The 15,844-nt window shown below is 43.5% G+C and carries 10 protein-coding genes, 1 pseudogene and 1 CRISPR repeat array; of the genes and pseudogenes, 3 read left to right on the top strand and 8 right to left on the bottom strand.

All coding sequences use genetic code 11. From position 1 onward, the window contains the following. Positions 1 to 31 precede the first annotated feature (31 nt). Both AJ81_RS05670 and AJ81_RS11100 read left to right on the top strand, forming a co-directional pair. Positions 32 to 571 (top strand): FapA family protein, encoded by a 540-nt coding sequence (locus tag AJ81_RS05670; RefSeq protein ID WP_031505152.1) that lies wholly within the window; start codon positions 32 to 34, stop codon positions 569 to 571. 30 nt (positions 572 to 601) lie between these two features. Further along, positions 602 to 748 (top strand): annotated as a pseudogene (locus AJ81_RS11100) (FapA family protein); the annotation flags it as partial. 17 nt (positions 749 to 765) lie between these two features. Further along, positions 766 to 5,842: direct repeats of the CRISPR family, unit length 29 nt; unit sequence GTTTCCATTCCTCATAGATTCGATTGAAC. A 434-nt stretch (positions 5,843 to 6,276) separates the two neighbouring features. On the opposite strand, the gene AJ81_RS05675 reads toward AJ81_RS11100, so the two are convergent. The 8 genes from AJ81_RS05675 to cas6 form a co-directional block, all read right to left on the bottom strand. Continuing rightward, complete coding sequence (locus tag AJ81_RS05675) at positions 6,277 to 8,514, bottom strand: CRISPR-associated helicase/endonuclease Cas3 (RefSeq protein ID WP_081708837.1); 2,238 nt, start codon at positions 8,512 to 8,514, stop codon at positions 6,277 to 6,279. Continuing rightward, positions 8,499 to 9,197 (bottom strand): type I-B CRISPR-associated protein Cas5b, encoded by a 699-nt coding sequence (gene cas5b, locus AJ81_RS05680; protein ID WP_031505537.1) that lies wholly within the window; start codon positions 9,195 to 9,197, stop codon positions 8,499 to 8,501. Before cas5b ends, AJ81_RS05675 begins: the two co-directional genes overlap by 16 nt. Then, entirely contained in the window at positions 9,194 to 10,078 is an 885-nt protein-coding gene (gene cas7b, locus AJ81_RS05685; RefSeq protein WP_038059905.1) for a type I-B CRISPR-associated protein Cas7/Csh2, read from the bottom strand. The genes cas5b and cas7b overlap by 4 nt, the downstream gene beginning before the upstream one ends. Next, positions 10,068 to 11,801 (bottom strand): TIGR02556 family CRISPR-associated protein, encoded by a 1,734-nt coding sequence (locus AJ81_RS05690; RefSeq protein WP_031505535.1) that lies wholly within the window; start codon positions 11,799 to 11,801, stop codon positions 10,068 to 10,070. The genes cas7b and AJ81_RS05690 overlap by 11 nt, the downstream gene beginning before the upstream one ends. Positions 11,802 to 11,816: 15 nt before the next feature. Continuing rightward, a complete protein-coding gene (gene cas2, locus AJ81_RS05695; protein ID WP_031505533.1) occupies positions 11,817 to 12,080 on the bottom strand; it encodes a CRISPR-associated endonuclease Cas2 in 264 nt (87 codons plus the stop codon). A 73-nt stretch (positions 12,081 to 12,153) separates the two neighbouring features. Further along, complete coding sequence (gene cas1b / locus AJ81_RS05700; RefSeq protein WP_031505531.1) at positions 12,154 to 13,137, bottom strand: type I-B CRISPR-associated endonuclease Cas1b; 984 nt, start codon at positions 13,135 to 13,137, stop codon at positions 12,154 to 12,156. A 9-nt stretch (positions 13,138 to 13,146) separates the two neighbouring features. Beyond that, positions 13,147 to 13,647, bottom strand: a complete 501-nt coding sequence (cas4, locus tag AJ81_RS05705) for a CRISPR-associated protein Cas4 (protein ID WP_031505530.1) — start codon at positions 13,645 to 13,647, stop codon at positions 13,147 to 13,149. Further along, positions 13,644 to 14,426: a CRISPR-associated endoribonuclease Cas6 gene (gene cas6, locus AJ81_RS05710; protein WP_051368711.1), complete on the bottom strand. Its 783-nt coding sequence runs from the start codon at positions 14,424 to 14,426 to the stop codon at positions 13,644 to 13,646. Before cas6 ends, cas4 begins: the two co-directional genes overlap by 4 nt. A 358-nt stretch (positions 14,427 to 14,784) precedes the next feature. Here cas6 and AJ81_RS05715 point away from each other — a divergent pair, with 358 nt between their 5' ends. Continuing rightward, on the top strand, positions 14,785 to 15,843 hold the full coding sequence (locus tag AJ81_RS05715) for a sensor domain-containing diguanylate cyclase (RefSeq protein ID WP_031505526.1): 1,059 nt from the start codon (positions 14,785 to 14,787) through the stop codon (positions 15,841 to 15,843). Position 15,844: the final 1 nt, after the last annotated feature.

Below are 15,844 nucleotides of genomic sequence, written 5' to 3' on the forward strand. Positions count from 1 at the left end.
CCGTCGGTATTCCTAGCCAGAGCTCAGCCTTTTGGAAGAACAATACGTAGAAACAATCGTACGAGTCATCATGTCCGAAGACAAGATGACCGCAAGTGTCATGATAATTCCTGGATTCAAGAGGGTCATGCCCACGGTTGAAGAGATCAAACAGGCTCTGTCTGATGCGAAGGTCGTCTACGGAATAGACGAAGGTGCCATCGAGAAAATTGTGAAGGAACAGAGGATCTTTTCCGAGATACCAGTTGCCTTTGGGAAGAAACCGATTCTACCCAAAGACGCATCCGTCGAATTTCTCTTCCCAGCCAGCGGTTTCGTTCTGGAAAAACCTCAGGAAGGCGAGTCGGTGGATCCCGCATCGCTCTACAAGATATTCACGTGTAACAAGGGCGATGTACTTGCGATCAAGAGGAAAGCTTTCGAAGGTGAAGATCGTTTAACAGTGACCGGTGAACTCGTCAAGGTTCAAGAACCAAAAGACGTTAACCTGGCGAGTTTCATAGGAGAAAACCTTCGCTTGTCACCAGATGGGATGCAGATCCTTGCCAACTGCGATGGTCAACCGTACTGAAAGATTCGAAGGTGTATAAGAGAACTGCTCGTGATCGACAAAGATCTTGGCTACGATACGGGAAACATCGACTTCAACGGGAGTGTTGTGATAAGGAAAAATGCGGAGGGACCGTTCAAGGTTCGGGTGAAGGCCGATCTTCTGATACTCGGAGTTCTTGGCGAGATACATGAAGATTGTGGTGGCTCGCTCAAGTTTCCATTCCTCATAGATTCGATCGAAACCCATCCGCTTTACGAAGTAATTCAAAGTGCCACTGATGTTTCCATTCCTCATAGATTCGATTGAACATGTATACCAGTTTACATACCCGTAATATAGGAACCGGTTTCCATTCCTCATAGATTCGATTGAACGAGAATCGTGTTCGCGTTATTACAAAGTCGATCCTCGGGTTTCCATTCCTCATAGATTCGATTGAACTCAGTCGTTCTATACCACGAATCTATCAATTCTTGCGAGGTTTCCATTCCTCATAGATTCGATTGAACTGGATTGTCACTCTACTCACACGTCCCAGCGGTGTTAGTTTCCATTCCTCATAGATTCGATTGAACGAGGTGTACCACAGCTTTAAAGTTTTCTTCGTCACAGGTTTCCATTCCTCATAGATTCGATTGAACTATGCCCGAAGACATCATCACACCCCCTTAAAAGGGGTTTCCATTCCTCATAGATTCGATTGAACAGCTTTGAGACATCGCCTTTCAAAAAGAAGTCCCAAGTTTCCATTCCTCATAGATTCGATTGAACCCGATTCCCCAGTTGTATGCAAGAACTGCGAGGATAGTTTCCATTCCTCATAGATTCGATTGAACACCACACTCCCTTCAGGTGCGTTGTCGGGTGTGAGAGGTTTCCATTCCTCATAGATTCGATTGAACTAACCACAAGAAGCGTTTACGTGCCCACTAACCTATGTTTCCATTCCTCATAGATTCGATTGAACTCTTCGTGAAGGAAAACGCGCTCATTTGAACTCGGCGTTTCCATTCCTCATAGATTCGATTGAACGCGTCCGCGATATTCGAGAGCATCGCCTCGGAAACAGTTTCCATTCCTCATAGATTCGATTGAACATCACCGCGTGAAGTAACTCGTGAAAGAGGGTTTGGGTTTCCATTCCTCATAGATTCGATTGAACAAGTGATAAGAACCGAACTCGACGAAGATGGAAGAACGGTTTCCATTCCTCATAGATTCGATTGAACGGTGAGAAGCTGGGAGTATTTCGTGAGGAGGGAAAGCAGTTTCCATTCCTCATAGATTCGATTGAACGTCGTGTGACCGCCTCTATCAGTGTCGCGGATATCAGTTTCCATTCCTCATAGATTCGATTGAACTTGAAGTGAGCGTGGGAGTTTGCCCATCATTGTAAGGTGTTTCCATTCCTCATAGATTCGATTGAACGAGTATCCTGATCTTGAGTTCTGGAAAGAATTCTTGTTTCCATTCCTCATAGATTCGATTGAACTCGTAAATGGTATGGTGGAGTACTTGCGCCAAATGGGTTTCCATTCCTCATAGATTCGATTGAACTTGTAGCTTCGTTCGTCTTCACAAAAGATGTGGCATGAGTTTCCATTCCTCATAGATTCGATTGAACCAGGTCGCAAATCGTCATACGCCAGACTAACCCTGGTTTCCATTCCTCATAGATTCGATTGAACTTTCTAACCTTTCTACTTTTTCTACTCTCTTAAGAGGTTTCCATTCCTCATAGATTCGATTGAACTCCTTTGCACTTAAATATTTGAATCTGCGGTGAAAAGTTTCCATTCCTCATAGATTCGATTGAACGCTATCACTTCCTTTCCTCACGACTACACGTTCTCTCGTTTCCATTCCTCATAGATTCGATTGAACTGGAACCCTCGTTCTTTCATTATCTCGACCAATCGTGTTTCCATTCCTCATAGATTCGATTGAACGAGAACCGGCACACGTTCGGGCAACAACGGATACAAGTTTCCATTCCTCATAGATTCGATTGAACCCGATAGCGTTTTGAGATACGAGGTCAACTGATCCGAGTTTCCATTCCTCATAGATTCGATTGAACGAGTACGAGCAAAAGCACAATGAAGGCTTTGTGAACGGTTTCCATTCCTCATAGATTCGATTGAACTATTTGGACGGAGGGATAGGCATGCCAAAACAAAACTAGTTTCCATTCCTCATAGATTCGATTGAACTTGAAGAGTTTTTGAATGAGCTGGAGATGTGGTATCCAGTTTCCATTCCTCATAGATTCGATTGAACATGAGAAATTCGCCTTCGCTCGGTTCGTTAGATATGGTTTCCATTCCTCATAGATTCGATTGAACGAATACGATCCTGCAAAGCACAAGATAAACGTCCTCGGTTTCCATTCCTCATAGATTCGATTGAACTTCCTCTCTTTCAAGCTCGTCAACATTGCTACCTTGTTTCCATTCCTCATAGATTCGATTGAACCGAGATATGTACAAAATGATGAACACCGTCGAATTCCGGTTTCCATTCCTCATAGATTCGATTGAACTCGCTCCGCTTCCGATGCGCATTCGCTCGCGTACGCGTTTCCATTCCTCATAGATTCGATTGAACTTTGCTCCAGCTCTTCAAAACTTGTCGCTTGCGAAAGTTTCCATTCCTCATAGATTCGATTGAACTCAAACCGCTTACAAAGCTCAATCGGAATATCATAAGTTTCCATTCCTCATAGATTCGATTGAACAAATATCTATGGCCCTGAGAGCGTCTTCCTCAGGAAGTTTCCATTCCTCATAGATTCGATTGAACCAAGAATGAAGCTTGTCGACAGGAGCCAACTACCGAGTTTCCATTCCTCATAGATTCGATTGAACATCTTGAGCAACGAACTGGAATGTGATTTCGTAAGCTGTTTCCATTCCTCATAGATTCGATTGAACTTCAATTAAGAGAAAAAGGACTTTCCTGGCGAAGAATGTTTCCATTCCTCATAGATTCGATTGAACATATTCAGCTTCTGGTTCTCTTTTTCCACCACCACAGTTTCCATTCCTCATAGATTCGATTGAACTGAAACGACACAAAATCAACATCCTCACACGGTGCGGTTTCCATTCCTCATAGATTCGATTGAACACGTCTCCGATATCTACGTGGGAGATTCTATTCAACTGTTTCCATTCCTCATAGATTCGATTGAACGTGTTCGCGGAATAGTTAGATAGCGAGATGTTTCCGTTTCCATTCCTCATAGATTCGATTGAACTATTCAAGCTGCTTCTTATATTCCTCTGTGTCAACTCGTTTCCATTCCTCATAGATTCGATTGAACGGAGGGGGAACATGAAAGTCTCTTTAGAAACGTTGGAGTTTCCATTCCTCATAGATTCGATTGAACATGATCGCGAACACGTCCTGAAGCAAAGGAAAGTCCTGTTTCCATTCCTCATAGATTCGATTGAACCCCGCAGTTCCGTCGTCGGGAGTGATCGTTAGGCCTTGTTTCCATTCCTCATAGATTCGATTGAACCGTATTTGGGTCTATTTCAAGGATCTGTGTAGCATTAGTTTCCATTCCTCATAGATTCGATTGAACTTTTAGCAAACTGTTCGAGCACGCGCGTTAGTCCGAGTTTCCATTCCTCATAGATTCGATTGAACATTTCAAGGATCTGTGTAGCATGAGAAGGAATGGCAGTTTCCATTCCTCATAGATTCGATTGAACGTCTCCCCCACCACGTTCCACGAACACGTCTAAATCGGTTTCCATTCCTCATAGATTCGATTGAACTGGACAACAGCTAAGGAACCCGTTCTCCAGCGCAGTGTTTCCATTCCTCATAGATTCGATTGAACGATCACCATAGAGAGTGGACTCGAGCTTTTCAACTGGTTTCCATTCCTCATAGATTCGATTGAACTTCCGTTGCTTGAAGATGTTTTCGCAATCATCTCAAGTTTCCATTCCTCATAGATTCGATTGAACTCTCGTAAAAATAGGCATCTTTACTGCACAGGAACAAGTTTCCATTCCTCATAGATTCGATTGAACTTTCAAAGCCCGCATCAAAGCGGGCTTTTCTTTTGTTGTTTCCATTCCTCATAGATTCGATTGAACATTTCAAGGATCTGTGTAGCATGAGAAGGAATGGCAGTTTCCATTCCTCATAGATTCGATTGAACCGTATATTCCCAGCCGTAGACGGTACCGATTCTGGAAGTTTCCATTCCTCATAGATTCGATTGAACCGGAACTGCCAAGTGGGTTGGTGGAGTTTTAGCTCCGTTTCCATTCCTCATAGATTCGATTGAACCTTATCCGCGGCGGTGTAATCCACGTGTCCTCGCCCGGTTTCCATTCCTCATAGATTCGATTGAACCCTTCACTTCCTGCCATGTTGCTTTGAGTTTATTTTGTTTCCATTCCTCATAGATTCGATTGAACTTGGGATCCGGAAGCGAAGTCTCCGGCAGGAGCAATGTTTCCATTCCTCATAGATTCGATTGAACTAGTGCATAGTGCATACTTTCCACGGGATAACTATTGTTTCCATTCCTCATAGATTCGATTGAACGTGTTATTTGGCTGAACACGAACAACGTATCCGCGAGTTTCCATTCCTCATAGATTCGATTGAACCAAGCGTCGGCGAACTCATTAACACATACGTTGCTGGTTTCCATTCCTCATAGATTCGATTGAACTTAATCTGCTCGATATTTGCTTGTATTTTCTCGGGTGGTTTCCATTCCTCATAGATTCGATTGAACCGGGTTTAAGGAACTGTACAGGTGGCTGAACGGAAAGTTTCCATTCCTCATAGATTCGATTGAACTTAGAGAGGGGGAGAAAGTATGAGGAGTTTCAAGATGTTTCCATTCCTCATAGATTCGATTGAACGGCATACAGCGGAGATACGGAACTGTGTAATATGCTTGTTTCCATTCCTCATAGATTCGATTGAACAACATTTTTGAATGCGAAGGAAATCTACACAAGAGAGTTTCCATTCCTCATAGATTCGATTGAACGAAACGAGCCGGTAGCGGTTGCGTACAAGAGAGAGCTGTTTCCATTCCTCATAGATTCGATTGAACTCTTTTCGGCAATAAGAAGCGGAGTGGTTGATTTTTGTTTCCATTCCTCATAGATTCGATTGAACCGTTTAGATAGCCGATTAGCTCTGAACCTTTCTCCTTAGTTTCCATTCCTCATAGATTCGATTGAACTAAGAAAGTTGTAGACACAGCAACCGAGACGTGGATGTTTCCATTCCTCATAGATTCGATTGAACCCATAGATATTATATAATAACGGATCTTCATAATAAGGGGTACGCTGGGTTTGACTTAGCTCGAAGAACCATCATTTTTGCGATTTTGTCCACGAGTCCTGATAAAACATCGCGTCGACTTTCAGTAGGAATCTCCTGAGTTTTTCCCTCTATCGAAGGTCCATTTGTCTCAAAACACTCTTGCAAGCCTTTCGTTAACATTTGTCCAGGATGATTGTGAAATTTCACAAATAAACGGATAACCACACCAAAAGATGAATACTATCATCTTACATCCCCAATTAACTTTGCTCTTTCACAAATGATTAATAATCTAACACTGCGTCTGTCAAGAGCTTCAGTAAAGAGCATTTACGATTAGGAATCGTAGGTTTTGCTATTCCAAGTTAAAGCACTATTAATTCAATATGACCACACACCTGAGAATCAATAAGTCAGAACATGAGTACGGATGAACTTCTCTGGAATCCTGTTTGGTCGTTATACCAATGCGATAGATTGTCCCTTGTCACGACGACGAAACCGTTTTCAACTATCAGCGCCGATGTGAGTTCCTCTCGGCTCATTCGAACGTCTATGGTGTACAGAGCCATCTTCTGAAGTATTCTCTTTATCGATGACAGTTTGTCGAATTTTCCAAGACCGTGATCTTTGTTCATTATCGAGTTGAGCTCTTCCCTGAGCTGAACTGCGAAGTCATCGTACTCGACATAGACTGGTACCGATTGGGCTCCATCTTCGATGAGATGAAAGTTGGAGATCTCTTCGAATTTTAGCGTTTTGAAACTATTGATGAGATTTTTCTTGTCGGTGTTACCTCGATTATCAACTTTCTGAAAGTATTCTTGAACCAGATCAGAGAATTCTCTTTCCTCACAGACTTGCCGATTTGACGTAACCTCCTTGGTGATACCCAATAGCATGGAATCGTACACATAGGAGGCCAGGCTTCTTTTGTTTTCGCTTTTTTTCACGACGTAGACATTAACTTCCCCCATTCGATTCTCGAAGTGTCTGTTACATCGTCCAGCTGCTTGTATGATGCTGTCAAGTGGAGCGTCGTCTCTGATCACCTTGTCAAAAGATATATCCACACCAGCTTCGATAACCTGGGTGCTCACACAAATCAAAGGTCCCCGATCAATCTGCTTCATTCTCCTTAACCTCTCCAATCTCTGTTTCGGTATGACATTCGATGATAAGTAGAACAATTGGTCGAATTTGAACCGTTTCAGGACGTACTCGAAGATCTCCCTCGAGTGCTTTATTGTATTTAGAATGATGAGCAGTTTCTGCCCGAGCCTCAAAGCTTCTTTCACATTTTCTTCTACAACATCAAAGAATTCTTCGTACCCCACCTCTCCATGAAAGTGTATTCTTGTACGATTGAGATCAACACCGTAGTTTTCTTTCACTATGCTCGTGGCGTTCTTCAATAGAGCCGGTCGAGTCGCTGTAGACAGAATCACAACACTACCGAACTCCGTGAGCTCGGATAGTATTCGGGAGATTGGTTCCCAATATTTGTGAGGTATCGATTGAACTTCGTCCAGGATGATTACTGAGTTCAAAAGTTTGTAAAAGAAGGGAATTCGTCTATTCGTGAACAACGATTCAAAGAGCGATACGAACGTCGTGATCACCATCTGTGTGTGCCAGCATTCTACTATTACACGTTGTATCGATGATTGTTCGTACTCTCTGCTTGAAAACAAAGGATCCGCCAGATGGTGGTAAGGTAAAAGTACAGTGGCATCGTGGTCAACACCGTCGAGTATCTTGTACATCAATTCCATTGTCTGGTCTATTATGTTTATGAAAGGCAGCGCGTAAACAATTAAGGTGTCTTTTTTCGCAAGAGAAAGGGCGACCTTTATATTTGCCAAGGTCTTACCTAAACCTGTTGGGGCGGTTATTGAAAGAATTTTGCTATCGATTCTACTCAGCGATCGATCTATCTCCTCGTGGAATCTCTGACGCAATGAGTACATGGGATTATCCTTTGCTATATTCCTGATGTAACCTTGAACGAGATCCAACGTGATCTTTGGTTCTATTTCTACGATCATATCCTTGAGTGCGGCATCCTCTTTGTCGGAACTGACCAAAATGGAAATCAGTGTGTGCAACAGTATGTAGTCTTTCATCGTGAAATCTGTAAAGAAACTGAGTTTCGAAATCTGACTTTGAACTTTTCTGCATATCGCCTTGACATCAAAATTCATCAAATTCGTGCCTGTTTCTTTCTCAAACCACTCAATAAGGCTTGGAGGAACGGAGCGAAATTGTTTCTCAAGCTCGCTCGGATTTTCTTCTACAAATCCGAAATTCGGGAGATGACCATGGTGGTATCTGACAGCGAAATAACCAAAGACCGCAAGTTTGGACTCAAATCCATTACCCAGTAGAGTTTGATACGTCACTAAAGAGGAAAGGGGGGCATGCGTCGTATGCCCCCTGCCCGGATGCAGAATATAATTTTGAAATTCGTTCGATGCCTTCCCAAAGTCATGACATAGCGCACAAAGTTGAACCAATCGAACAGCGCTCTCTTTGTTGATTCCAAATGGTTCCCATCGAATCAATTCAGCTTTCTTAGTGGCTCTTTCAGCCGTACCAATGAGATGATCTAACAAGAGTCTATCTGGGTGAGACTTCAGTCTATCCAGCATATGTTTTCGCCCAGCTCCTTTATCCTGTAGACTTGCTCAACGTAATGTACCAGCTTTATGGGTGTTGCGTTCTTCTCGACCCAGTAAGAGGCAAAAGCCGTGGGTGTTCGTTCATTGTCCATGTTCAACGTCATTCGTTCCTTGATGAACAATTGTCCCTTTTGTGGAAATATTTTTGTGCCATCCAAGACCTTTATCACAGTGTGCACTTCCAACGGGGTGGATACAGGCTCAGCGTCGAAAGAACCCACGTAGCTGAAGTTCGCTATCATTTGTGCTTGACCAAGGTAGGGTGTGAAAACGCTGATCTTGTTCTTCAGGCAGTATTGGAGCTCTTCGTATTTACCGAACTCCGAAACATATATTCTGTAAGCTGGGTTTTTGATCAACTCCAAGACTATCTGAATTCTCGCGTGTTTCTGGCCACTCTTTGTTTCAACGTAATTCGTCGCTATGTTGATCTTCTTGATCGGATTCAACAGCTTTACAGCAAAGTGCGCATCATCGAAAGTCCTCAGATGTTCACTGCTCTCGGTAGTATCGTTTTGTATGCCAAGTATGGCTCCCAGAAGACCGCATATCGCAGTTCTGGGGGGGAAGGAATACGAAGTCGAGCTGGTCGTTGTGTAGCTTCTTCTGAAGAGAGCGTATTTTCCGAAAACGTCAAAAACTAAAACTTTCATGGCAAATTCACTACCTCAATGTTCATCCTTTCGAGTACCTCGTTGATTTTTACTGGTGCATTGTTCTTCAACACTGTGAGTCGGTCGCTCTGTTTCAGTTCGACCCTTTTTATTAGGTCCTTGCTTTGATCAAGTTTTTCTAAGAGTTTGTCAATTTTCAATTGAATTTCCGAGATATCTCTGATGCTCTTTTCATCGACGCTGCTTTGAATCTCCAAGTAAGAGTCAAGTTCACCGATATGGTATTTCACATTTTCTTTGTAAACCACTCTCATCAGAAGGCGTGGGTTGTGTTCCATTTTTGAACGTGTGATGAGATTCTTTGTCCCGTCCCAAATGGCCTTGAGGAGTTTTTGAAGGTCTTCCTCGGTCGCGTTTGTGATTTTTGCTGCGGTTTCGTTCGCAACACCGTAGAAAGCTATAAGTGCGTAGGGTATCAGATACTCTTCTCTGAAACTTCTCTGTTGTGCCTGATCCTGGCTCGTGAACGCTGCCGTGCCCTGTTGGAATACCACCTTGACTGCGTGAAGTGATGTACCTGGCCTGAACTGCACTGGACCAGTGTAGGACGTGTCGGCCTGTTTCGATATCGGAATCACTGCGCCAAACAATCTGACGTCCAGACATTTCAACGCGTCCTCTTTCTTTTCGATCTTAAGCTCTTCACGACGCTTATCAGGGCTCACCGCCTCACCAGATACCCAAATTGTCTCTCCCCATGACAACCATTCGTCCCTTATTGTTCTTTTGAGTCTGACATCAGTTACGATGCATCTTTCCGTTTCTTCGTCAATCCGTGGTTTGTTCTCGTCGAGTGGGTCTCCGTTTGGATTCGCCCATTTCACATCGTACAAGAAGAGAATTTCAGACCTATTGTTCATTCTGCTCCACCTCCTCGACTTCGATCTTGAAAGGTTCCTTGTTCGAGTAAGCCAACCCAAGGGTGAAAACGAAGTTCAGTTCATCGATCGTGATGTTTTTTTCTCCAGCCGACAAGTAGTACTCCGCCGCAACCTTCATGATAAGATCAGTCCTTTGCCCGTAACTTTTGTACTGCTCAAGCTTGTTTCGGATTTCTGGCAGAAGACCTTGAACATCCCGCATGTTCATCTTCAGTCCCTTAAGTTTGTTGAAGAACGGTGCTGCTTGTCTTTTCGCGTACTGAACCGCTAAGACTTTCCCTGCGAGCACCCCTGTCAAGAAAACTGCCTTTTTCCAAGGTTCATTGAAAAATTCCGGGTACCTTTGGAAGAACTCGCTCACTTCGCTACTAACCACTGATTCACCCTCCTTTCTCAGATGGAAAACCTCTATTTGGCTTAGAAACAAAACAGCTGCAAAGCTCAGATAAGTCAGCGTACGCCAGTGAAAATTCCTTGTCTGCTTTGAATCTATTTCTTGTACAGCCTTTCTGATTTTTCGCATACAGTACCACAGGAATCTTTGCAGGTTGTAACTCTCACCGTGAAAGATCGATCTAATTAACTGAAGGTAATCTTTTCTCGCTTCACTCTTTGATGTTGGTTTCTCGTACAAGTCCCACAACAAGCCGAGAGTCGGTTCAGGCACATTTTCAACAGCAATCCTCTTCGCAGCTTCTTTTCTTTCGGTGACCAGTTTTCTAAGTCTTGTGGGAGAGACCTCTGTCAGATGCAACTCTATTCTCTGCTGGTTCTTGTTTATTTCCATGAAGAGAAAGTCATAATGAACGAATGGATCTTCGTCGGCAAGAGCTTCTTCGATTTCTTCCTCATTCCTGGCGAAGTCTTTCAATGTCTTGGAGTTTTCCTTCACTCTTTCTATCACGCGACTCAGAATCGAGTCGTTTTTGTGCATCAATGAAGGTATCAACCAGATGGTCCTCCCAAGAAAGTTGAACGTGAGGTCTCTGGTCACGATGTTTGCCCCGTTCTGCAGATCTGTTTTACATTCCTCGCAGATCGGCAGGACTTTTACAGCCCCCTCGATCTTCAAGCTTGGGGAGAATCCTGGTTTATCGAACGTTGCGAATTTGAAGACTTCGTTGACAGTCGCGGAAACAAGTCTGGATTTGCCACAAAAATGGCACGTACCTTGAACCCCTGTGCTCGTTGCCTTCTCGAGCGCCCTTTTTATGAAGACCTCCTTGAAGGGTTCGTATTCGGCAGGCATCATTTCCTGACCATTTTTTATCAAGATTATGGTCAAGTAAGTGCCTTTTTCTTCCATAGTCATGAGTTGTTTTTCTAAGTCTTCGACTATCTGCAAATGATTCTTTTCAAAAAGCTTGACAAAATCTCTCAAGACCTCCTCGTCCTCGAAGAACCTTCTGAACTTTCGCAAGGCTTTCTCAATGGCTTCTTTTATTTTTTCCAGACTCTTGCCGCTCACGGTCAAGTTCACTGTAGGTGATTTCCCTGACACTTGTCCCAGCTGGTCGGTGTAAAGCAACAGATGTGCTTGGTCTGGTCCTGGTGTCTCGAGCGCCACAACACCTTTGTACTCTAACGGTTCTAAGCTGACGAGTAAAGCCAATCCCTTGTCCTGCTTCACTGCCTTTGTAAAGTTTCGATAATACTCTGACTGCCTCATCAAACGTCCAATCTCAATAACCTTTGTCAACACATGTTTCACCCCCTATCAGTACATGAAGCTGGTTGAGCCCTTTTCTTGACCAAGTACTTCGACTGTGACCAGAGTCTTGTCACTAATGATGTAGAATCTGACAGAATCTCTCGATCTTTCAATGTTTTCCTGAAGCTCTAATTTCAGTTTCTCGAATTTAGCTTGTGTTATCTCTCCTTCAAAAACGGAGTTTTGAACCCAGTTCAGATATTTTCTACATACTTTTAAGATCTTTCCGACGCGTTCCTGCTCGATGTCGTACGTGACTATCACGTACATGGTTATCCCCAATAGTTGTGTCCACACTTAACTGACGGATCAATCTTAGGATTTTCGACACCCAACTCTCTGCTCACCCGAGATATGGCTCGTATTCCTCATCTTCCAAGATGTGTTTTTCGATTTTGTAGGCTTCCATCCTGATCAGTGAACGATAAGAAACCTGTCTCTTCAGCTTTGCATGGTGGATGGTGTCTTGAAGTCTTTCTTCAAACGTCTGAACCAAGAGTTTTTTCGCACTCTCTTTCATGGATATGCCGCCGGCTATTTGATGGAAATCTGTTGGTTTGATCTGCTTTCTGTTGACGAGTGTGAGTATCATTCTGTCCACGAGAACAGGTTTGAAGATCTCAGCTATGTCGAGATTCAAGGTGAATCTTCTGTTGTTGGTACTGTGCAAATAGCCGATCCTTGGGTCCAAGTGAGTCCTGTATATCTGTGACAAGACCGTGGTGTAGAGTAAGCTGTTCGCGAAGCTCATGAGTGCATTCAGCTCGTTCTCTGGTGGTCTCTTGGTTCGAGAGCCAAATTGAAAATGCTCTGATTTTATCATTCGGTCAAAACAACTGTAGTAGATCTCGCGTGCGTTACCTTCGAGAGCCATCAACTGATTCACTTCTGAGCACAGAATCAGATTTTCAACGTGATTTCTTATACTTTGAATTCTTTCAGCAAACTGATCGTCATCGTTGTACTTCTTCAAGGTGTTGATGATGTTACACAGTGCGCCTTTGACGAACATCCTTGCGAGCAAAAGTCGCTTCTCGCTGTTAAGGTAGTGTTCGGCCTGTTTGAGTATCACAAGGCCTGAGTTGAGAAATTCCCTTGGATAATAGCTTCCAACGTAGTAGCCGAAATGATTGAAAAAGTGAACTATTATCTGTTTCTCGGTCAAAAACTCCAGCAGTCTTTTGTTCAAATCGACTTCGGAAAAGATGTTAATCTCTGAAACGTTTTCTACTGGTATATGTCTTTTTCCATCCTTGGTTTCAAGTAAGATGGTGTTTTCCTTGCGCTTCAGAATACCATCTGAAAAAATGTATATCGGTTCTGCCATAGGATCACCTCAAGACCAGCAGAATTCTTGATAACCGCACTTGGAACAAAAGGATGACCGTCTCCGCTGAGGGGGTTTCGGTAAAGAAATTATCTCTTCTGCCTTCTTGATAGCTTCATTCAGTTCCGTTGACGATTGCTCATCAAGTACGACTGTTATTTGCTTTTTCTCCTTGGGGATGAGTATCTTCCCGACAGCCTGGACCCCTCTCTTTTTAATTTCCGACAGATAGTAGAGCAGCTGGACTCGAGCACCCTTAAGGAACTTTGAGGATTTTTTGATCTCACCGACCACAACCATTTCCCCTTGCTCATAGATCATGTCGATCTTGATGCCCGGCAGGGATATTTCTCTGATTCGATTGTTCTTGTAACTCTCTGTGTGTATCAGTCTTCCTATTTCTATGAAAGGGTTGTACTGGTCTGGTTCTATCTGGTGAGCTATCAACCACGCTTCTCTCTCACACACAGTTGAACTCAGCAAAACTGTGCCCGTGATCGTGTGGTTCACCCCCGATTGATTTCAAAAATTTTCTTGAGCGGTACTTCAGAAACCATAGGTGCTACCATTCCGAATCCAAGGCTGTTTCTTTCGCCGAACCCTACTTCGTAACCAAGCTTTATCAATCTACTATCACCCCTCACCTTGAATGGAAAGACTGCGCCCTTTATCTTTATGCCTCGTATATCTATGAGCTTTGTGATCCTGTTACGTCTTTTTATGTAATCCCAGTCAGGTTCTATCGTGATCGAAGCATCGATCGCTTCTCCGTAAAAGGCCTCATATTTCTTGATCAAATTCTTATTGAGCACTTGTTCAAACTGCTCATCGCTTGGCAAAAGGTATTTGTGATACAATTTGCCGTTTCGTTCAATGGGAACACTCACCACGAGCGGGGAGAGCATGAAGAATTCTGCGTACCCTTCGAAGCTTGGCTCCTGCAAAAGATTGATCTGTTCGATCGGAAAAACTGTGCCCTCAATTTCTATCTGTGGAACTTGTATGAGAGACGAGAAGAAGTTCGTGATGAACTCCTCACTCACCGACGATATGTACCATCTCCCCATCGCAGGCCATATCAAGAGTGAATCAAATCTCACGGCCGACCTTTCAAAAAACAGTTGTGAGAACGTGAAAAGCTTGAATCCTTTATATCCCTTCTCGTGTAAGAAAGATTCGAAATCACGATCAACATGCATCAACCTTTTGTAGACAAAGGAACAAAGCTGGTAATGATAGTTTATGGGAATGGAACAGGTGTAAGTCCTGAACACGATTTCTAACCTCACGTCAGGCCCCCCATTCAAAACTTTACAGGATACATTCAGACATAAATTTCACCTGAACTATTTCCTTCGTTATAATAACATACGAGGCTTATCATGAGTCGCGGTTGAGTGTGATCGTAGTGAACGCACCAGATCAAGGTCATGACTGATCGTTTCGTTCATAAACTTACCCGTGAACGTGTAAAAATGGGTTGAACATGCTTAAAGGGTTGGTAATCTGAGCAAATGATACAATTAGAAAACGGTTTGGAGTGTTGTTGCTTTTCTTTGCTAAAGTGTGATGGTCAGCCCAAGACTGCGTTTTGTTTTTGTCGGACGTTCTTCACGAACATTTGAAACGAGTGAAGGAGTGTTGCGTGTGTCAAAGTTTGAAACCTGCGTGGAGATACTCCAGTACTTAGGTGAGATCGCTTCGAAACTTCTGAGTGGGCAAACCGAAAATGTCTATCAAGATGTCTTGGAAAAGGCCATGAAGATCGTGCCTGGAGCTCAGGCTGGATCGATTCTTGTGAGAGAGAATGATCGATTCGTGTACGTCGCGGCGGTGGGGTATGAACTTGAGGAGCTTCAGAAAGTGAGCTTCACCGTCGAAGAGGAGGAAGAATGGGTTGGTAGGGATAGAAGCTACGCAATAGTCTTAAGGGAAGACATAGAGAGATTCGATGAAGCCTTACTCAAATCTGATAAACGTGTAGGTATTTTGGCAAATTTCGGTGGAATAAAAAAGATCAAAGCAACATTGATCATACCTGTGAGAATCAAAAACGAGCTCGCGTTGGTGCTGAACCTTGACAACTTTGAAAGGAGCGATGCTTTCAACGAGGATTCGATCGTCCTGGCCAAGGTCTTGGCTAACGTGCTCGGAATCATCTTCAACAGGCTCGAGCTCGAAAATCAACTCAGAGTGAAGAACCAGTTGTTAGAGTACATGTCGTACCACGATACTCTCACCAATCTTCCAAACAGAAGGTTGCTTGAGGAGTTCGCCGAAAAGATGCTCAAGCTGGCTAAGAGAGAGAACAAACCTTTGAGCATCCTTTTCATGGACCTTGACAAGTTCAAACCGATCAACGATACGTATGGGCACCAGGTGGGAGACGAAGTTATGAAATTGGTTGCGGCCAGACTCGAAAGGTTCACGAGATCCAACGATATGGTCTCACGGTTCGGTGGAGATGAATTCGTGATCTCAGCGTACGATTGTTCGAAGCAAGATGCAAAAGCATTTGCCGAGAGGCTCATCAAAGCGATGGAAGAACCGATGAAAATCGATCAATTAACGCTTCAACTGAGCGCTTCTGTAGGTATCGCGACGTTTCCGGAAGATGGCGATGAACTGACCAAGTTGATTCGTGTTGCAGACGAAAGGCTCTACATGGCGAAGAAGAGTGGATCGAAGATCGTCACACAAGGCTAAA

The organism is Pseudothermotoga hypogea DSM 11164 = NBRC 106472 (assembly GCF_000816145.1).
Taxonomy (GTDB): Bacteria; Thermotogota; Thermotogae; order Thermotogales; family DSM-5069; genus Pseudothermotoga_A; species Pseudothermotoga_A hypogea.